Source organism: Pseudovibrio sp. W74 (assembly GCF_001623085.1).
Taxonomy (GTDB): Bacteria; Pseudomonadota; Alphaproteobacteria; order Rhizobiales; family Stappiaceae; genus Pseudovibrio.
Map to the genome: position 1 here is coordinate 136557 of NZ_LMCJ01000046.1, position 18296 is coordinate 154852.

Sequence of the window (18296 nt, forward strand, 5' to 3'; positions counted from 1 at the left end):
TGACAGTTTGAAAGGCGCTCTTTTGAGCGCCTTTTTTATTCGTTGCTACCAAGAGGATAGGCGCAGGGCGCGGCACCAACCGCGCGGCAGGGTTCATAATAGACAGTGTTACTGGTGCTTCCGTCATCCCACGTCAGTTGCACTGCAAGGGCCTGCACTGTCCCGCCAGGGAACTCCATGACGTACGGCTTATGAATGCTCTGCGCTTCGACACGGAAGGGGTATTCAGGATCGCAATCAGGAATAGGAAAGCTCTTATCCAGATCCTTGGAGTCAATCGAATACTTAATTTCTTTCAGTCTGCAGCGCAGTGACATGATGGGGGCAAAGTTGATGATCTGCTTGTTGTCCAGAGTCTGGAAGGTGATCCAGCCCTCAGGCTCCAGATCACTTGCCATCGTCTTGAAAATGTCCAATGGCGGAATCACATCATCCCGTTCTGCAGTAAATCCAGCTTTTTCAGAGGCAAAAGATGAGGAGGCAAGGCCCAGGCCCCAAATTGCCGCCAGACACAGGCGGCGAAAAGAGCAAAACATGGCAGGTTCTCTCCTTTTTGTTGTTATTCAGCAATATCAACTCGTTAGTTCGATGTAGGCTGAGAGCTATAAGAGAACTCGGGGACTCTAGCGGAAAGCAGTTAATATTCCCGAAAACTCGGGGATCCATGAGCCATTTTGATTTTTATCGTGGCAGCTCTTCGGTAAAACCCCGTAAACCTCGGCGAAGCAACGCTCTGCGGGGCACCTATGATCTCTCAATATGCGCACCTGTGCGCTTATGTCCCATACAAATTGGGGGGTCTTCGCCTCTGAGTTTGTTGCGATTTATTAAAAAACTGGAGTAATTCTAACGAGCGTGTTGCAATCACAGACCGGACGGGTCGATTCCATTGCGCAAGCAAGTCTAGGCAATTGAAGAGTTTTTTCGGAAATTGTCTTTATGAATTACAGGCAGATGCCCCGGCGAAGAGGGAACCGGACAAGCGGAATGACTGAAAACCTAGCAAACGTAACAGAGCTATCTGATGCAGACGTCGCGGAGGCAAATGCCCCCGCTAAGAAACGTGGACGCAAAAAATCCGCGGGTCAGGTTTGGCTGCAGGATGCGGTTCGCCCGGAAATGAAACTGGTGAAACGCGGTGCAATGTTACAAGGCCTCTCGGAACTCCTTTGGATTCCGCAGGCAGCATTATTGGCATTGGCAATCGCTGGCCTGATCGATCCACACGGACCGGGCCTTGATCCATTCTATGCAACAGCCTCTATACTTATCTTAGCCGTGATCCGCCATTTTCTGCGCATCAGGGGCGGTGAGATCGCAGTTCGCGCAGCCTCTAAGGCGCGCCACAGACTGGAAACCAGTCTGCTGAGCAATCTAACCAACCTGTCACCGGCAACCGAACTGCCTGCAAGTGGTAAAATCGCGTCCATCGCGGTGGAGCACATTCAGGCAATCGGCCCTTATCTTGGCCGTTTTCTCCCAATTCAGGCGCGCCTTTCACTCGTCCCTCTCGTCTTGATTGCGTCTGTCGCCTATGTCAGCTGGTTCGCAGCGCTGTGTCTGCTGATCTTTGGCCCGCTGGTGCCGGTCTTCATGGCAATCGTTGGTATCCGCGCCAAGAAAGCCAGCGACCGTCAGCTAGGTGTTCTTGCCGATATGGGTGGGCTGCTGCTGGACCGCCTCAGAGGCATGGAAACCCTGCGTCTGTTTGGTGCGGTGAAACGCTCTGAGGACGATATCCGCAAACTGGGTGGTGACTTCCGCACATCCACCATGCGTGTTCTGCGTATTGCCTTCCTCTCCAGCACTGCGCTGGAACTGTTCAGTGCCGCTGCAATCGCCATCACCGCAATCTATGTCGGCTTCTCTCTCCTTGGAGACTGGAGTTTCGGCACATATGGCTCACCGCTCACACTGGCCGGTGGCCTGTTCGTTCTGATGATCGTTCCTGAATATTTCGCACCACTTCGTGCATTTGCTGCAGCGTATCATGATCGCGCCGCAGGCCTTGCAGCAGCAGATCATATCGTTGAACTGCAAAAACAGCTGGAGGACGACGGTCAGGCAGATATCATCGGAACTGGCCTCGATGTTGTGCCACTGCCAGCAACCGGCGCACTGACGATCCGAAACCTGAGTGTTTCACGCGGCCATCGCAAGATCCTCGCTGACGTCAACTTGTCTCTGGGAGAGCCGGAACTGGTCGTTGTCAAAGGCCCAAGTGGAACCGGTAAATCAACCCTGATGGATTGCATTCTCGGCTTTTTGCCAGCTGATCAGGGCCAGATTGCTTATGGCGGACTGCCGCTCACCTCATACGGCTTGACCAACTGGCAACAGTCTATCTCCGTCCTTTCGCAAAATCCTGAGCTGTTCCACGGCACGTTGCGGGCAAACCTGCGCCGCGCTGATCAGTCAGCAGACGATGCGACACTCACACAAGCTTTGAAGCTTGCTGCAGTTGATGAGTTGCTCGCCAAAATCCCGGGAGGCCTCTCAGGCCAGATCGGTGAAGACGGCAAGGGCTTGTCATTAGGGGAGCGTCGCCGCTTTGCGTTGGCACGTGCTGCCCTGCGTGAGGATGCTAGACTGATCATTGCAGATGAACCAACTGCCGATCTCGACGGTGCAACCGCGCAAAAGGTTGTCGCGGCTCTTAAAAAGCTGGCACACAACAAGCCAGTTCTGGTCGCAACTCACGATCCGCGCGTTGTCGGCTCAGCCGACCGCGTGTTGACCCTGAAAGAAGGTGTGCTGGTTGAGCTGAATGAACGTGAAGGAGAAGAACAATGAGATCGTCCCTTCGCATCATCTGGCTTTTGCAAAAAGAAGAACCGCTCGCATTCTGGGGCGGCTTATTTCTGGCATTCCTACCAGCCGCTGCTGGCATCGCCTTGCTCGCCGTCTCTGGTTACTTTATCACCGCAACAGCAATCGCTGGCCTGTCTGCAGGCGCAATCGCATTCAACACATCTTCTGCGGCAAGCAGCATCCGTCTTTATGCCTCCATGCGCATCTTCGGTAGATACATCGAGCGCGTGATCACACACGATGCGACCTTCCGTTTTCTGGCAAACCTGCGCTCCGGCGTATTCCGTGGTCTTGTAGCCCGTGAAAGCAACGGCACACTGAGCCAACGCTCCGCAACGGCACTCTCCCGCGTGGTGAGTGATGTGGACCAGCTTGATGGCTTGTTCCTGCGTCTCGTTGTACCTCTTGCCTCAGCAACCATAATCACTGGCCTGACACTGGTTATCCTCTGGCAGTACTCCCCAATGGCATCCATTGCTTTGGGCGCTGTTCAGGCAGCAGGCCTCACTGTTCTGGCAAAATCTGGTGGTCACCGCCAAAAGGCGCAGGCACGCAAGCTCAATGCAGCCCGTGACGCTCTGCGCGTTCGTGTGTCGGATCTGGTGCGGGGACGTCGTGACCTTTCCGTCTTCGGTGGTCTTGAACAGCAGCGTGTTGCTGCACTCAAGGCAGTGAATCAGCTGGATGATGTGCAAGAGCAGAGCGAACTGACAGACATGCGAAATCAGGCTGTGGTGAGCACCATGAGCCAGGTAATGGTCGCTGTCACGTTCCTGTTCGCCGCCTATTCCTATCAGCAAGGCCAGATGGAACTGAAGCATATAGCTCTGTTCGCGTTTGTAGCTCTTGCTCTGCCAGAACTGCTCATCTCTCTCGCCAACAGCGCAGGCAGCTGGAGCAAGATGTCTGGGGCAGCTGATCGCGTCCGCTCCCTGCTCACAGTAGGTCAGGACAGCGAAGCACTTCAGAACGCCCGCAGCAATTCTGAAACGCCCTCTTTTGAGGTTGGCAAAGATGCGTTGAACCTGAAAGACATCCACTTCGCCTACACACCAAAGGCAGCTGCTATTTTGAACGGTGTAGACCTTGCGCTGCCAACTGGTAGTCGCACGGTGGTAATCGGCCCAAGTGGTGCTGGTAAATCTACGCTCGCAGCCATCGTTGCACGCCTGCAAACTCCGCAATCTGGTGCAATCCAGATTGGTGGTGTTGAGCTAGGCGGTATGGCAGAAGATAAATTGCGTGCTGCTCTGACTGTTGTCGGTCAACGCACACAGATCTTCCACAGCACCATCGCAGAGAACCTGCGCGTTGCCCGTGAAGATGCAACCGACGCAGAGCTTTGGGAAGCACTGGCCCACGCTGGTCTGAAGGAGCTTGTCGAAGGCAGACAGGAAAAACTGGAAACCCGTCTGGGCGAAGGTGGTCTGGGTCTGTCTGGTGGTGAAGGTCGCCGTCTAGCATTGGCCCGCGCCTACTTGCGTAATCCGGAAATCTGGATTGCGGATGAGCTGACGGAAGGACTGGACCACGCAACCGCAGACAAAGTACTCGCATCCTTCCGCGCCATGACCAAAGGTAAAACAGTCCTCATGGTCTCCCACCGCGCCAGCGAGCTGGAAGGTGCTGACCGCGTTCTGGTGCTTGAAGACGGCAAGCTGGGGGAAGCCACCCTGCCATTGTCTGAGGAGATCAAAGGTCGCCTTCGCGACGATTGATCCGGGAAACCGAGTTTAAAAGAAAAGCGCAGCCTCAGAAATGAAACTGCGCTTTTTTGTTCTCTCAAAGATCGCAGAACGGATCAGATATACAGCATCAAGCTGCGATCTGACGCCCCGGTGTTTCGTGATCAGACCCACCGTTGTTGTAAAGGCCGCCGAAGCGATTGGAGAGGAAGTCATCCAGGTTGATGCTTTCCTGCTTCACAAAGCCTTTGGCGTTCAAACTACCATCCATGAGCAGATCCAGCGTGGCACAGATGCTGGCTGCAGTGGTGATCTGTATACCGCTCCAGTGCTTGCCCATGATCTCACGGTCATTGACCACGTGAGAGTAGGACTTCTGCTGGAACCGACCATCTTTCATGCCTGTGGCGGTGATGAAGATGAGCACGCGGTCCTGCATGGTGACCGGAATGGAATCTTCCATCACTTCTTTCAGCAAGTCACGCTTGTTGATGAAGCCCAAATCCTTCAGCAGCAGCTCCATGATGTCCCGGTGCCCCGGATAACGGATGGAGAGATAACGAAGGCTCTGCACCTTGTCCTTCAGCGTCTCAGAAAGAGAGCCTAAGCCACCAGAGGTGTTGAAGGCTTCATAATCAACACCATCCAGAGAGAAATGCTGCAGACCGGCCAAAGCTGGCACCTTGGTCAACTCGCCGTTCTCGATGGCAAGGCATGGATTGCAGTACTCGTTGATCAGGCCATCAGTGGACCATGTCAGATTATACTTGAGCTTGTTGGTCGGATAGCGGGGCAGGGCGCCCACACGCAGATGCAGGTCTTCAAGACTGTCAAACTGCTTTGCCAGATCATATCCGGCAATGGATACAAAACCGGGTGCGAGGCCGCATTGCGGAGCAAACGCCTTGTTGGCGCCTTCTGCAATCTTCTCCACTTCAGCAGTGCTGGCCACATCTTCGGTCAGGTCAAGATAATGACAGTCTGCATCTTTCGCGGCCTGCGCAATCACCGGCGTCAGGAAAAACGGTGCAGCTGAAATAACTGCGTCGCATCCTTTAAGAGCTTCTGTGAGTTTTCCCAGATCACTCACATCCAGTGCTTCTGTTGTCACATGCGGCACGTCCAGCGCACTCAGCGCTTCCACACTCTGGTCCAGTACCTTGATCTGATAATCACCTGAACCTTGTAACAATGCAGCGATCATCCCACCGATCTTACCTGCACCCACAACAGCAACATGATGTCGGCTCATAAGCCCCTCCAAGCTTGTTTCGATTGACGAGAAGTCTACGTGAAAACACTGCCGGAGTTTATGGGGCAACTTGACGAAATGACGCTTTATTTCGTGTAAATGACGGTAACTATGTCATATTGACATTAAAATTGTAAATATGACGAATTTTACGTGTATTGCTCACACGATTCGAGACAAGGAAAGCAGGCAAAAAGTGCCACTTAAATCGAATGGGCAAAATAAACGAATGCTTAGGATCTGTTACTTCTCAAGGCTATAGGTATTTTGAGGCATGAATGGTCGTTGTCGCTCAAACTTCTTCGTCAGCACGATAGAGGACCGCGTGCGCTCAACACCTGGAATAGCAGCAATCTCGTCCAGCACAGCATCCAGCTCTTCCAGACGGTCAGGCTCAACAATCAGGCAGAGATCAAATTCACCGGAGATGGTCAGACAGCTGCGGATTTCAGGGTAGGACTCCAACTGAGCAATCAGTTCGCGAGAGCGTTGCTGGGCAACGGAAAGCATGACAAGAGCCTGAACCCGCTTCTGGTCTTCTTGGTCTCCCAAAATCGCCGTATAGCCGATAATGATGCCTTTGCGCTCAAGCCGGGCAATGCGCTCTTGAACCGTTGAACGGGCAACGTCCAGCCGGCGTGCAATAGAAGACACCGGTTCCCGAGCGTTTCCCTGCAAGATGGCAATTAGCTTGCGGTCCAGCTCATCCTTAATCTCGGCCATAGAAAGTCCTTTGAATTTTGCGGCAATATAACAGGCATCTCGTTAATTTGGCAGTAGGATCAGGCAAAACTAACAGTTTACTGGCTGAGGGCTGAGCGAACCTGCTGAGATCAATAGGGTATTTACCCCGTCATTTTGAGTTTTGCCCAGCCTTGCATAAATCGCAAAAAGGTCGTTGCACTCCAAAATATGTGACGTTATAAAGTAACAAACCGAATGTAATATTATAACAAAGTGGTTGTGGAACGTATGAAGCATCTCTTAGGTTCACTAAGCATTCTCGGTCTTCTTGCCGGAAGCGTATCCTTTCCTGCTCTGGCTCAGGCCAAGGTCAATGTGGTGGCATCTATCAAGCCAATTCACTCTCTTGTAGCAAGCGTGATGGAAGGCGTGGGCACGCCTGATCTGGTGGTGGAAGGGGCAGGCTCTCCGCACACTTACAGCTTGCGTCCGTCAACAGCTCGCAAGATCGCCAACGCAGATGTGGTTTTCTGGGTAGGGCCTCAGTTGGAAAGTTTCCTTGAAACCCCGCTTGAGAACCTTGCCGACGGCGCAACCATCGTGACACTGAAAGATGCCCATGGTCTCACACTCCTGAACTTCCGTGAAGGTGGCAACTTTGAAGGTCACGACCACGGTGATCATGCTGGCGAAACCGCTGAAGAGCATGCAGCACACGTCGGTGAAACTGCAGAAGTACATGCAGAACACGCCGACGAAAGGCATGAAGAGCATGCCGATCATGACAATGAGAAGCACGAAGAACACGCTGATCATGAAAAGCACGATGAGCATGATGATGAAGCCGTAGACATGCACATCTGGCTGGATCCGCAAAATGCGATCGCCATGCTGCATGAAATTGAGGAAGCCCTCTCCAAAGCCGACCCTGCAAACGCTGCCAAGTATGCAGCCAATGCAAAGGCGGAAGCAGAGGAGATCACCAAAGTCTCCGAGACGCTGAAGGCTGATCTGAAAAGCAACCGGACCAAGCCTTTCGTGGTGTTCCACGATGCCTACCGTTATTTTGAAGAGGCCTATAACCTCAATGCCGTTGGCTCAGTCACTGTCAGCCCGGAAGTGCTGCCGGGAGCAAAGCGTTTGTCTGAAGTTCGCCAGAAACTGGAAGGTTTGGGCGTCAGCTGTGTCTTCTCTGAAGTTCAGTTCAATCCGCGCATGGTTGCGGTGCTGAAAGAGGGAACAGGCGTCAACTCTGCAGAACTCGACCCTCTTGGATCAACGCTGGATTCAGGCCCTCAGCTTTACACCGAGCTGCTTAAGCAAATGGGTGGTGCCTTCAACACCTGCCTCTCCGGCAACTCATAATTCTAAGAGATAACAAGAACAATAGGTCAGAACAGGCAGTGCAATGTGAACGAGCACTGTCTGTTTTGTATACTCCCAACTCAGCCACAGGCGGCCAGCTCAACTGCAAAGACCTCACCAGTTTTAGCAAGTGCCAGTTTTCGCAAGTGAATGTGCAAGAAGGAAACGTGCGCAGGCAGTTTGCCTGCCCCAAGCTTAAGGCAGATTACATCGTGCCGTTTTCTTCCAGCCTGTGGCTCCATCTTTCCAATATACCCTCAAGCGCGTCCCGGTCTTCTGGATCCAGAATCTTGAGCATCTCAGCTTCCATCTCAAAGTGCGCGGCGGCTGCTTCCTCCACCAGTGCGCGGCCTTTGTCCGTTAAATGGATCATCAGAGCCCGGCGATCTTCCGGATTGGGATTACGGCACACCAACCCCAGCTTTTCCAGCTTATCGAGGCGACTGGTCATGGTGCCAGAAGTCAACATGCTGGATTTGGTCAACTCGGTCGGGCGCAGTGCGTAAGGTTCACCGCTTCGCCGCAGCGTTGCCAGAACATCAAAATCACCCGTTGCCAGACCAAACTTTGAAAAGTTTGCAGAAAGATCTTTGTTGATCTGCATGTTGAGGCGCATCATCCGGGCCAGCACATACATCGGGCTGGCATCCACCTCAGGATATTCGCTCTTCCACTGGCGCACGACGCGCGCAACGTGATCAGTCATGGTCACTCTCAATAATCTGGCTTGCAGCAATACAGAGGTATATTGCAGAGGAATTACTTGAGATCAAGATACTTGACGGATCTGCGTATATATCCTAAGCATCAGATTGAATTAATTTGAGATCAAGATAATTGAGGTCGAAGTACATGCTTGTTCAACTGCGCACGGCGCTTACGCCCGCAATTTGGGGCACCACCTACGCCGTTACAACGTTGCTCTTGCCAGCAGAAGACCCTGTCTGGATGGTGGTCTACCGCCTGTTGCCCGCAGGCTTGTTGTTATTGGCGTTTGCTCCGGGCTTGCTTAAAGGTCCTTGGGTCAAGAGAGCGATGACCATCGGTCTGACCAATCTCTCCATGATCTTCTTTGTGTTCATCGCCGCTTTCCGCCTTCCAAGCGGAATGGCCGGAACTCTTATGGCAACACTGCCCTTGCAGATCATCTTTTACATCTGGATTCTGGACGGCAAGACACCGGTTGCCCGCCAGCTCATTGCATCTCTCATCGGCCTGTTCGGTGTTGGCATGCTGCTGCTGGGCGCTGTTGAACTGGACTGGATCGGCATTGGTGCGGCAATGGCCGCCTGCCTGAGCACCTTCACCGGCGTTTACCTCAGCGGCAAATGGGGCAGACCAGATGTCAGCATGGTAACGTACACAGGCTGGCACGTCACATTAGGCGGCCTCTACGCCGTACCAATCGCACTTGTTTTGGAAGGCGCAGCTCCTGTGCCGGACCTGAACATGGTGCTGGCATTCTTCTGGATCGGCATTTTGGGAATGGGTCTGGCTTCGGTCAACTGGCTGAAGGGGATCGTACAGCTCAACCCAACAACCATTGGTTTCCTGTCTCTGGTCAATCCGGTATCCGCTGTTTTATGCGGTCAGCTGTTGGTTGGGGAGCAATTTGGTTTGCGCCAGTGGGTCGGCATTCTTATCGTATTGGGAAGTATCGTTTTCGCGCTGAAGACTCCCAGCGCTGCAAAGGTCGCGGCACAAACCAAAGATGCGGCTGCAACCAATTAGAGCGCATTCCCGAAAGGGGACTCTGATTTTCAGATAAGAATAAGCGCTCCAAATTGAAAAACTAAGGATTAGCGCAGGTAAGCGATATAAGCATCCTGCGCTTTTTGCATGGCCTCAACCTTGTCGTTGACGTCACCTTTGCACACAACACCATTGTGATGCAGCTCCCACCGCCATGGCTTACGGGCTTCATCATCACCTTCGCGATGAACCCGCATGCTCATCTCGGTATTGAGAACGCCTGTCCCTACAGTGTGATCCGGAACATTTCTCCAAAGCTGTCGCCACTGAAACTTCTTGGACATAGTTATCTAACACCTGATGTTCTTCCTATGTTCTCATTGTGAAATGATTCCATTAAAATTCTCCTAACGGATGTTAAGGATTAAATCTGAGAGGGCATGAAAACAGCCCAAACACGGGGGTGGGCTGCTCATTTTTTGATGAAATTTTCTGTTCCCAAACACCACGTCTTAAGCGATGTCTTGCATGGAAAACCAGATTATCTACTCGGTTTTGGTGGTGCCTTGACCTTACCGTCTGGCGAGACCGTACCTTTGGAGCCGCCTTCCAGATCGAAGCGGTAGGCATCTCTGTTCACGGCATCCTCTTCGGCTGTTTCCAGCTTGGTCTCAAGCTGATCAACAACTGCCTCACTGGAGATCTCAAAACCCTTGCCCTTGATCGGCTCGGAGAACGGTTCGGTACAAAGATCAGACCCCCATTGAGGCTTCAAACCGTGGTTGGCAGCACCCAGATTCACCTCAACAGCAGAGTGGTGCTCATCGCCAACCAGATATCCGGTCGCCAGCCATCTGCCCAGTTCCTTCACCTGGTTCTCGGCATTGTCACCTTCCAGCCCCAGTTCCTTCATCACCCCTTTACCTAGCAAGCGAATGCCGGTGAGGAAGCGGTCTGTGGTACCGGACGGACCAGCAACGGTTGGTTTGTTGTGCAGGTCCGCATCCTTGGCAAAGCCTGTGCCGTCTTTAACATCCCAAACAGAAAAACCGGGCTGGTGTTCAACAATAACCTTGTCCTTCGGCATCTCACCGGCTTTGACAGGTTTGTTTTCTTTGAACTGGTAGTCTTCTCTGTCGTGCCGGTTACGCGGATTGGTCTTCGCAAAATTAATCTCGCGTTCTGTCAGGCGTTTGTTCGCTTCCAGATCAGCAGCCGTTGCCCACGCACCATCGCCGCCTTTCTTGCTGCGCTCACGATACTTCCGCTGGTTCGCTGTCAGGCTCTGACCTGCTAGTGCATCATTCTGCGGAACGGGTCCGTCAACTTGTTCACTGCCCGGCACTTCGCCGTAGAGCTCTGGGTTCTCCGAGGCGTTTTGCTTGTTCTCGTTCCGATAAGTGTAAAGCTTCAACTCATCTGGAGCCGTGCTGTCCGGTCCCGCGCCACGAGGGCGGCCAAACTTGAAGCTGTGCAAGTAATCGATGTCGATGATGTCTTTCATCTTCTCCTGAAGTTCAGGGGAGTGATAGATCTTCTCCATAGCCTTTCGGAAAGCAGGGGAGTTGGACAAATCGAAATAGGCCGTGCCTTTTTCGCGGATTGTCACATCGCTATCTTCTTTGCCCTTCTTGGCACCGTCGACAATCTTGGTAAAACCACCAGCACCCAGCTGACCGACAACACCGTATTTCGGATTGTCGCCTGTATAAGCCTGCATAGCATCCATCATGCCCTTGAGCTCGTCGTCACCTTCAAGCCGCGTGAATACGGTCACTATGCTCTTGATCAGACTGTCAGCTGTCTTGTGTGCGGCCGGACTATCAGAAGCAATCTGCGCCATCGATGCTTCAACGGCTTTGTTGTCAGCAACGCTCAGCACATCAGCTTTGGGCATGCTGGCTTCTATTTGCTCAGCCTGCTGCACACTATCAGGAAAATCGATACCAAGATGCTGACATACGCGTTTCGCCCAGCTCAGCTCGTCTTGATTTCCTGAACTCTCAGGTTGTTGTTGTGCACCACCAAGCATCGACACACTCCTCAGACAGATGACCATTTATTCTCATCTCACGACAATGTCTGGGCCGTGTTGCATGGGGTTTAAAATAATCGATAAAATATTGAGAGGAGCGTTCACAAAGATCACAATGGTTATATCGGCATTGTTATGTTGCAAGTGGTTTGATTAAAACACCGCTGATCACCGTTTAAAGGTGGTTCTCCAGCACCTTCAGCAAAACCGAAGGCACTGGAGAGACTTTTAGAAATTATACGCGAGAAACAACCATTTAGCGCTACAGGCTTAACAGATGACGGTGTCTCACGATGTTGTTATTGTGCAAGATACTGCGGAGCCGACTTGAGGTAACTCCCATAGGCCTGCGCATTGGGATAGGAGAACTGCTCTGCAACAGGATTACTGCGCTTGCGTTTGGCCGCTCCAATATCTTCCAGCAGTTCATCAAAATGCTTGAAGTGGAATGGAGCTGAGCACAATCCGCCATAAACCTGAGCCGCTGGTCGGTCATCACGTCGCCAATCCAGCATCTCATTAATGTTCTGGCGCATCTGTCCATCCGTTGGTTGCTTCTCCAGCTGCCCATCCGCATAGCGCACCAGCCAGTTGGCAATCATCTCTGCAGAAAGCACCGTGCAGAAGCTGGAATTGAAGCCCACAAACCCCATTTCTGGCAGGTCAGGGTTTACAGAAAGACGGTAGGTCCGATACTGCCCGTCTTCTTCAATCAGCTTGTCACGATACTCTTTTGCCAGATACGGAATGCCCAGCTTCCACCCCACCGCAAGCACCGAAACATCACAGCCCACTTTATCGCCGCTCGTTAGCACTGCCTGACCATCTTCATAATGATCAATTGTGCCTTGCATCGGCTTGATGATGCCGCTCTTGAACCCTTCAAAGAGCCCAGGGGTGACAATGGGAATAGAGCAGGAAATGTCCTTCTCGATCGGCACTTTCGGCACCATATCCCACTTCTTCAGCCCCAACTGAAGCTTCAGCAACATTTCAAGACCGCGGAAATTCGCCCAAATCAACGGTTTCGCAATCGCAGCCATTGCCTTTTGCAGCGGATTTCTGCCCCAGCTGTTGAACTGCAACTCCTGTGCCCGCATGTAAAGCAGCCGTTTGAAGTTGATGCCACCCACAAAATACGGCACCCGCCACACTGGCTCACGATACACCAATGTCACCTGAGAGGCCCCGTTTTTCGCCGCGTTCACCGCCACATCTGTTGCTGACTTGGACCCGCCCAGCACCACCACCCGTTTGCCCTTAGCAAGGGAAGGGTCGGTATAGTCGGATGAGTGCATGACATGTCCGCCCTGCGCCTCAAAGCTGTCCTGTCCCGGATGGCTGATAATGTTCTTTTCAGAAAACTGTCCCGTTGAGATGACGACAAAATCGAAGTCTTCTTTGCGAACCTGCCCTGCCGCATCGAGCGTCAGTGTCCATCCCGGCTGGCCGTCCTCCCGGCGGTCCATAGAGAGGACCGACGTATTCAGCTGAAACAACCGATGCAGCTTGTGCTTGCGAGCATAGGAATGCAGATAAGCATGCACTTGCGGCCCCTTGGGCCATTCCGGATATTCCTTGGGCATAGGATGATCCGTATAACAATACAGATCTTTTGGAGACTGGGTCTGCACCCCCGGATAGGATCTGGAAAGCTCCCAGACCCCGCCAAAATCGTGGGTGCGCTCATAGCCAAACACCCGGTGCCCACGTTCGTCAAAGGCTTTGGCAGCCGCAAGACCGCTCACGCCGCCGCCAATGACAGCAACTTTCTTCTTCTTCACCATGTCAGCCACCTTTATTCCGCTGGCGGCGGTAAGAAGTCGACTTCATGCAAGGCAGAGATGCGCACAAGCTCTTCTGGATCTGTTACGCCGTCCAGGGCCTCAAACAGATCATAAAGCTTGCGGGAAGGGGCCACGCCAAACACGCAGGTTGCTTCATCGCCGGAGCGGTTGAAGATCCCATGCGCAATTCCGCGTGGCATTCTGATTGTGTCTCCCGGTCCGGCTTTGTGGCAAGCTTCCCCAAACTCCACCTCAAGGGCACCAGTCAAAACTGTGATCCACTCATCCTGTGTTGGATGAATGTGCGGTGGCACAAAGGTCCCGTCCGGAATAGTTGCATGCCAGATAAACACGTTCTCGGTCAGTACTTTAGGTGTGTATGTATGGCCAACAACATTCCAGCTGGTGTTGTCATTAAGGCCTTCCCCCACAAGCGTCACACCTTGCAAAGCACCTTCCGGCATCAAGACTTGATCAGACATAATTTTCCTCCTCATCAATAGAATAAAGTGGCTGCTTAGCTCTGATTATTTATTTTGAAAAATTATCAATCTATCTCCGCAATACCTCCGTCATGAATACATAGAAATACTAGGCACTCAGGCGGCGTTGGTCAGGTTTATCTCGCATCTGCGAGATAAATAGTTACCTGGTCTGGATAGATTCTTTTTTAAACTTAAAACCATGATATCTGCGAGGAGAGATAGTTCAAGCTTAAAATGTTATGGGGCTCTACAAACTATCGATTTTGGAGGATGAAATGAAAAGTGTAGAACGCATAGGGAAGGACGTAACCAGCGGGATTTGCTGGGATTCGTCTGAGAAGGTTTCGGTTTTTACAATGTACGATAAAATTATGCAGAGCCCTCACAACATTAGAAAGACTCTGCAAAATACTCGTAGCAGCTGCTAGATGCGTGTCATCTCGTTCACAGTAAACGCGTCAACGGCGCCCTCTGTTGCCACCATGTAAGCAGCCAGATGCGGGGCGTTCATGTGCTCCTGCCACAGCTCACGGGTCTCCCAGTTCTCATGGAACATGAAGTGACCGGGATTTTCATTATCCACGTGCAGGTCATATTGCAGGCAACCAGCTTCAGCGCGCGTTACTGCAATCAGCTTCTCAAGCTCTGCCTTCACAAGATCTTCCTTGCCCTTAGCGGCATGGATATTGGCGACGATGGTCAAGGTCATAGGAGCAATCCTCTCTTTTGTTTTGCTGGCAGAGAACCTATATAGACGCTATATCAATAACAAGTACGCACAATTTTGGCCTATAGGTACAAGAAGTATACTAAGGCGTGCTCCCGAAAAGTGGTTCCGGTTTTCGGATAAGAGTACGTGCAAAAAAAGGCTTAGAGCCTGTTGCTTGAATACATATGAAAGCAACCTGCTCTCAGGAGATAATATGAGTGATAAAAACCAGCGTTTCGAGCAATACAATTGCAGTCAGGGATGTCCGGTAGAAGCTGCACTGGAGCTGATTGGCGGCAAATGGAAGGGCGTTATTCTCTACCATCTGATGGAAGGGACACAGCGCTTTGGCGAGTTGAAAAAACAAGTCGGAACAGTCACTCAGCGTATGTTGACCAAACAATTGAGAGAGCTGGAAACCGACGGTCTGGTCTCCCGCAAAGTCTTCGCTGTGGTTCCGCCTCACGTAGAATACTCACTCACACCAAAGGGCGAAACTCTACGCCCTATTATCACCGCACTGCGCGATTGGGGCATCGATCATGCTGTACGGGAAAAGGAAGAGGCCTGAACGACGAAGAAAGAGCATATCAACCAGAATGAACATGGCGTTCAAGCCGGGATACGCTCAAAAGATAAGACATAATATGGCGCAGACGTAATCTGGCTTCTTTAATGGCCCTCATCAAATGGCCATGAAAATGGCCAGAAAAACGGCCCAAGCCCAACCGTGCAGAAAAACAGGAAGTAAGCACCAACCATGCGCACCAGATCCAGCTTATAAAGCGCCAGCGCCGCCTCATAAAACACGTAGGCACTAAACACCATAAACCCAACCCCGAGCAGCACCTGCACGCCCAGGATCACCAACTCCTGAAAAGACCGCGAAGCCTCCGGTTGTGTCACACCACCACCCATATCTCAGCTCTCTCCATTCAAATCACACCCAAAACCCTACCAGATCCCACAATCACTCACACCCCACAATGTTGTGTGTGGGGAGGGATGCAGCACGAATGCCGGCAGCTCGCACGCACTAATCGGTGCTCATAAGACCTCTCATCTCGGTTCTCATGCAAAAATAATATCAACCGGAATCTGGAAAAAAATAAGATGAAATCAACTCACTCAATGGGAGTGAAAACTAGCTATTTAAATCTATAATTGCATTGTGCATATAATTAAATCTGTGGTTGATTTGTGAGGGTTAGCTAGTTTCATCAATTGAATGTAGTTGGAATTTTTTTAAATCAATTGAGAGTAAAATCATATTTGAAATCAAATATTTTTAGCGACAGCGTCATGGCGTGATTTTTATTTTCAGAGGTTGTCATGTCTGATTCTGTTTCTTTAATTCCTCCCAGTGATACGCCTGACTTTGGTCTTGTTGAGACTGCGCTCTCAACACAAACTTCTCCGGAACCGACATTTTCGGATGAACAGGAGAATACTTACGTCTACGAATATAACAGCGGCCATGACACGATCATCGACGTGCATAGCGCTGGTTCTGAGGTCAACGAACTGATCCTTGGATCTGGCTACTATCCAGAGGATGTTCAGTTCACTCGTCCATCTGGCACGGATAACGACGACCTTCTTCTGACGTTCTATAATGGCGGTACGCTGCTGATCAAGAACCAGTTTGCCGATGGTCAAGGTATCCAGACGATCCGTTTTGCGGAGATCGCTGAGTTTGTGCTGACAGGCTACCAGATCATGGAGGCCACGTTTAACACCACCCCGGGCGATGACGTCATCCATGGTGGCGACCAGGGCGATACGCTTTACGGTGGCTCAGGCAACGACACACTTCATGGTTATGAGGGTGATGACACGCTGATCGGTGGGGATGGTGATGACACCCTGATGGGTGGCGCAGGCAATGACACCTTCAGGTTTGAGTACACACATTTTGGCAATGACATTATCAGTGACTTTAATGTTGATACTGAAGTTATTCAGTTTGAGTTTGGATTTCTGACGAGCTTCGGTGAACTGCTGGAAGCAGCAAGCGATGTGGGAACAGATGTTGTCATTCAACATGATGATGAGACGTCGATTACTCTGAACGGTGTCCAGACAGACAGCCTTCAAGAGAGCAATTTTGAGTTTCTGATCTAAACGGCCATAAGCTGTTATAGAAGGTTGATACTTGGGGCGGTCGGTTTGTAATCGGCTGCTCTAAGTGCTTTTCCGGCAAATACTTCGATGCACCATCACCAGATGTGCCCTGACCAATATCTTCATTCGCCTTAACCATTCATTCCGTCATAGCAGTCCATTCCTACGTTTCTGGTGGGGCTGACTTGCCAATTTGGTGCAGAAAGGGCAAAAGACTGCGACTTGAGGCAGTTTGAGACCGTCGTGAATGACTGAAGCAACAAAAAAACTCTATAATATCAACCAACCCGTCTTTGCAGTCGCGCCGATGCTTGACTGGACGGATAGTATTTAGGTTGCGTTTATTTTCAATACCTTAAAGTTGGTTGAGGATTTAATTCGTACTGCCGTTCGTACTTTTTTTGGTCGCTTGCTGATTTAGTCGCAGTAATAAATCCAGAATGTCAGCTCTGCTTTATCGCTTTTAGAATCGTATTACGCAACGTAGGCTTGTAGTAGTTTCTATAGCTGTTGAGTGATCTATTATGCTTAATCGTGTTCTGCTTTGTACTGCTGCTTTTGCTTTGTGTTCCTCCTTCTCTGCGTCTGCCGACACTTTAAGGATCGGAACTTGGAACATAGCAAATCTCCATCATGAAGAAGGGGTTCCATTAAGGGATCGGGCTTTTGCTCGCGATGCGGAGGATTACGCTCGCTTGGCAATGGTCGCTAAAGAGTTGGATTTGGACATTGCCGCCTTGCAAGAAATTGGCTCGCCTGCTGCCTTGCTGAAAGTTTTTCCGTCAGATCAATACCATCTAGTTGTGTCTGATAGATACCAACAAGGTGATGAGAACCGTCCTGAAAGTGAACGTGATATCTTCACCGCAATGGTGTTTGCTAAGGATACTTTCCCAAGTGCACCCGAGGTTTCGAGCTTTTCTCCGATGTCTATCGAGCACGTAGATATAAGCCGAAGTGGAAACCCAACTGTCAGGCCTACTCGTGCTGCGATGGTTGCCAGTTTGGAGTTCAATGGGCAACCGTTAAAGGTGATGGGGGTGCATTTAAAGTCATCGTGCCATCAGTACCCATTAAGCCCAATTGAAGATCAATCCGCGGATAGGCAGCAAACCTACCATTCTCGTTTTGATTGTCGGACTTTAAATGCTCAGTTGAATGTTCTTGAAAACTGGATTGAACAACAAGACGCAACTGGGGTGGCGACGGTTGTTCTTGGTGACTTTAACCGCAGAATGAATCTGACTGATAAGCAAGGCAACGCGAGTGATGATTTCTGGATCAATCTGAATGATGGCACTCCAAATGATCTGGAGTTGACTAAGGGGCCGTTGGGCAAAGATGAATTGTGCTGGCCTCAGCATGCTAAACGCTACGATGAACACATCGATTTTGTTGTTTATAGCAACAAGGCTGAAGCGAAAGCTCAAACTGTCACAGTTCAAAAGGTATCTATGGGTTATGAAGATGATCCAAAGTATCAAGGTAAAAACCAGCAGCGTTTGTCCGACCATTGCCCAGTCGTCGCTCAGTTCGATTTTTAAAGTTGGTCGAAGGAAAATGCAGGATTTAAGCTAGTCGCTCATATTTATTGAGGCTGCTTTTTGCTGTTTGAGGGGCAGCTATGCTTGACGATGTACGCCATTTAAATCGCAGTGTGTTCCTGG

General features: G+C 51.0%; 17 protein-coding genes. 7 read left to right on the forward strand and 10 right to left on the reverse strand.

Annotation, left to right across the window (positions count from 1 at the left end):
• Positions 1-35: 35 nt before the first annotated feature.
• Positions 36-536 (reverse strand): hypothetical protein, encoded by a 501-nt coding sequence (locus tag PsW74_RS20880; protein WP_208980737.1) that lies wholly within the window; start codon positions 534-536, stop codon positions 36-38.
• Between the two features lie 451 nt (positions 537-987).
• Between PsW74_RS20880 and cydD the strand changes: the two genes are divergently transcribed.
• On the forward strand, positions 988-2793 hold the full coding sequence (gene cydD, locus PsW74_RS20885; protein ID WP_063288219.1) for a thiol reductant ABC exporter subunit CydD: 1806 nt from the start codon (positions 988-990) through the stop codon (positions 2791-2793).
• The gene (cydC, locus tag PsW74_RS20890; protein ID WP_063288220.1) at positions 2790-4529 is read left to right on the forward strand and encodes a thiol reductant ABC exporter subunit CydC; all 1740 of its coding nucleotides are present in this window, start codon (positions 2790-2792) and stop codon (positions 4527-4529) included. The genes cydD and cydC overlap by 4 nt, the downstream gene beginning before the upstream one ends.
• Positions 4530-4626: 97 nt before the next feature.
• Here cydC and PsW74_RS20895 read toward each other — a convergent pair whose 3' ends face one another.
• Together PsW74_RS20895 and PsW74_RS20900 are read right to left on the reverse strand one after the other, a co-directional pair.
• Positions 4627-5748 (reverse strand): saccharopine dehydrogenase C-terminal domain-containing protein, encoded by a 1122-nt coding sequence (locus PsW74_RS20895; RefSeq protein WP_057465941.1) that lies wholly within the window; start codon positions 5746-5748, stop codon positions 4627-4629.
• A 243-nt stretch (positions 5749-5991) separates the two neighbouring features.
• Positions 5992-6471 carry an Lrp/AsnC family transcriptional regulator gene (locus PsW74_RS20900; protein WP_057465942.1) on the reverse strand — a complete coding sequence of 160 codons (480 nt, stop codon included), beginning with the start codon at positions 6469-6471 and terminating at the stop codon, positions 5992-5994.
• 249 nt (positions 6472-6720) lie between these two features.
• On the opposite strand from PsW74_RS20900, the gene PsW74_RS20905 reads away from it, so the two are divergent.
• Complete coding sequence (locus tag PsW74_RS20905) at positions 6721-7797, forward strand: zinc ABC transporter substrate-binding protein (protein WP_063288221.1); 1077 nt, start codon at positions 6721-6723, stop codon at positions 7795-7797.
• Positions 7798-8002: 205 nt separating this feature from the next.
• Here the strand turns inward: PsW74_RS20905 and PsW74_RS20910 are convergent, their stop codons facing one another.
• Complete coding sequence (locus tag PsW74_RS20910; protein ID WP_063288222.1) at positions 8003-8503, reverse strand: MarR family transcriptional regulator; 501 nt, start codon at positions 8501-8503, stop codon at positions 8003-8005.
• Positions 8504-8649: 146 nt separating this feature from the next.
• On the opposite strand from PsW74_RS20910, the gene PsW74_RS20915 reads away from it, so the two are divergent.
• On the forward strand, positions 8650-9528 hold the full coding sequence (locus PsW74_RS20915) for a DMT family transporter (protein ID WP_063288223.1): 879 nt from the start codon (positions 8650-8652) through the stop codon (positions 9526-9528).
• 68 nt (positions 9529-9596) lie between these two features.
• Here PsW74_RS20915 and PsW74_RS20920 read toward each other — a convergent pair whose 3' ends face one another.
• The 5 genes from PsW74_RS20920 to PsW74_RS20945 all read right to left on the reverse strand — a co-directional run bounded on the left by PsW74_RS20920 (position 9597) and on the right by PsW74_RS20945 (position 14505).
• Positions 9597-9833: a hypothetical protein gene (locus PsW74_RS20920; RefSeq protein WP_057465945.1), complete on the reverse strand. Its 237-nt coding sequence runs from the start codon at positions 9831-9833 to the stop codon at positions 9597-9599.
• A 197-nt stretch (positions 9834-10030) separates the two neighbouring features.
• On the reverse strand, positions 10031-11521 hold the full coding sequence (locus PsW74_RS20925) for a hypothetical protein (RefSeq protein ID WP_063288224.1): 1491 nt from the start codon (positions 11519-11521) through the stop codon (positions 10031-10033).
• 302 nt (positions 11522-11823) lie between these two features.
• Entirely contained in the window at positions 11824-13311 is a 1488-nt protein-coding gene (locus PsW74_RS20930; protein ID WP_063288299.1) for an NAD(P)/FAD-dependent oxidoreductase, read from the reverse strand.
• A gap of 11 nt (positions 13312-13322) precedes the next feature.
• Positions 13323-13793: a cupin domain-containing protein gene (locus tag PsW74_RS20935; RefSeq protein WP_082830661.1), complete on the reverse strand. Its 471-nt coding sequence runs from the start codon at positions 13791-13793 to the stop codon at positions 13323-13325.
• 427 nt (positions 13794-14220) lie between these two features.
• Positions 14221-14505, reverse strand: coding sequence for a putative quinol monooxygenase (locus PsW74_RS20945; RefSeq protein WP_063288226.1), 285 nt, complete (start codon positions 14503-14505; stop codon positions 14221-14223).
• Positions 14506-14719: 214 nt separating this feature from the next.
• Here PsW74_RS20945 and PsW74_RS20950 point away from each other — a divergent pair, with 214 nt between their 5' ends.
• Complete coding sequence (locus tag PsW74_RS20950) at positions 14720-15076, forward strand: helix-turn-helix domain-containing protein (protein ID WP_057465948.1); 357 nt, start codon at positions 14720-14722, stop codon at positions 15074-15076.
• 101 nt (positions 15077-15177) lie between these two features.
• On the opposite strand, the gene PsW74_RS20955 is transcribed toward PsW74_RS20950, so the two are convergent.
• Positions 15178-15423 carry a hypothetical protein gene (locus PsW74_RS20955; protein WP_063288227.1) on the reverse strand — a complete coding sequence of 82 codons (246 nt, stop codon included), beginning with the start codon at positions 15421-15423 and terminating at the stop codon, positions 15178-15180.
• A gap of 414 nt (positions 15424-15837) precedes the next feature.
• Here PsW74_RS20955 and PsW74_RS30160 point away from each other — a divergent pair, with 414 nt between their 5' ends.
• A complete protein-coding gene (locus PsW74_RS30160; RefSeq protein ID WP_063288228.1) occupies positions 15838-16629 on the forward strand; it encodes a calcium-binding protein in 792 nt (263 codons plus the stop codon).
• Positions 16630-17153: 524 nt separating this feature from the next.
• Positions 17154-18173: an endonuclease/exonuclease/phosphatase family protein gene (locus PsW74_RS20965; RefSeq protein ID WP_063288229.1), complete on the forward strand. Its 1020-nt coding sequence runs from the start codon at positions 17154-17156 to the stop codon at positions 18171-18173.
• The last annotated feature ends 123 nt before the right edge of the window (positions 18174-18296 follow it).

Coding starts and splice junctions, on each gene's coding strand:
- PsW74_RS20880 (WP_208980737.1), bottom strand. CDS start 536: ATGTTTTGCTCTTTTCGCCGCCTGTGTCTGGCGGCAATTTGGGGCCTG.
- cydD (WP_063288219.1), top strand. CDS start 988: ATGACTGAAAACCTAGCAAACGTAACAGAGCTATCTGATGCAGACGTC.
- cydC (WP_063288220.1), top strand. CDS start 2,790: ATGAGATCGTCCCTTCGCATCATCTGGCTTTTGCAAAAAGAAGAACCG.
- PsW74_RS20895 (WP_057465941.1), bottom strand. CDS start 5,748: ATGAGCCGACATCATGTTGCTGTTGTGGGTGCAGGTAAGATCGGTGGG.
- PsW74_RS20900 (WP_057465942.1), bottom strand. CDS start 6,471: ATGGCCGAGATTAAGGATGAGCTGGACCGCAAGCTAATTGCCATCTTG.
- PsW74_RS20905 (WP_063288221.1), top strand. CDS start 6,721: ATGAAGCATCTCTTAGGTTCACTAAGCATTCTCGGTCTTCTTGCCGGA.
- PsW74_RS20910 (WP_063288222.1), bottom strand. CDS start 8,503: ATGACTGATCACGTTGCGCGCGTCGTGCGCCAGTGGAAGAGCGAATAT.
- PsW74_RS20915 (WP_063288223.1), top strand. CDS start 8,650: ATGCTTGTTCAACTGCGCACGGCGCTTACGCCCGCAATTTGGGGCACC.
- PsW74_RS20920 (WP_057465945.1), bottom strand. CDS start 9,833: ATGTCCAAGAAGTTTCAGTGGCGACAGCTTTGGAGAAATGTTCCGGAT.
- PsW74_RS20925 (WP_063288224.1), bottom strand. CDS start 11,521: ATGCTTGGTGGTGCACAACAACAACCTGAGAGTTCAGGAAATCAAGAC.
- PsW74_RS20930 (WP_063288299.1), bottom strand. CDS start 13,311: ATGGTGAAGAAGAAGAAAGTTGCTGTCATTGGCGGCGGCGTGAGCGGT.
- PsW74_RS20935 (WP_082830661.1), bottom strand. CDS start 13,793: ATGTCTGATCAAGTCTTGATGCCGGAAGGTGCTTTGCAAGGTGTGACG.
- PsW74_RS20945 (WP_063288226.1), bottom strand. CDS start 14,505: ATGACCTTGACCATCGTCGCCAATATCCATGCCGCTAAGGGCAAGGAA.
- PsW74_RS20950 (WP_057465948.1), top strand. CDS start 14,720: ATGAGTGATAAAAACCAGCGTTTCGAGCAATACAATTGCAGTCAGGGA.
- PsW74_RS20955 (WP_063288227.1), bottom strand. CDS start 15,423: ATGGGTGGTGGTGTGACACAACCGGAGGCTTCGCGGTCTTTTCAGGAG.
- PsW74_RS30160 (WP_063288228.1), top strand. CDS start 15,838: ATGTCTGATTCTGTTTCTTTAATTCCTCCCAGTGATACGCCTGACTTT.
- PsW74_RS20965 (WP_063288229.1), top strand. CDS start 17,154: ATGCTTAATCGTGTTCTGCTTTGTACTGCTGCTTTTGCTTTGTGTTCC.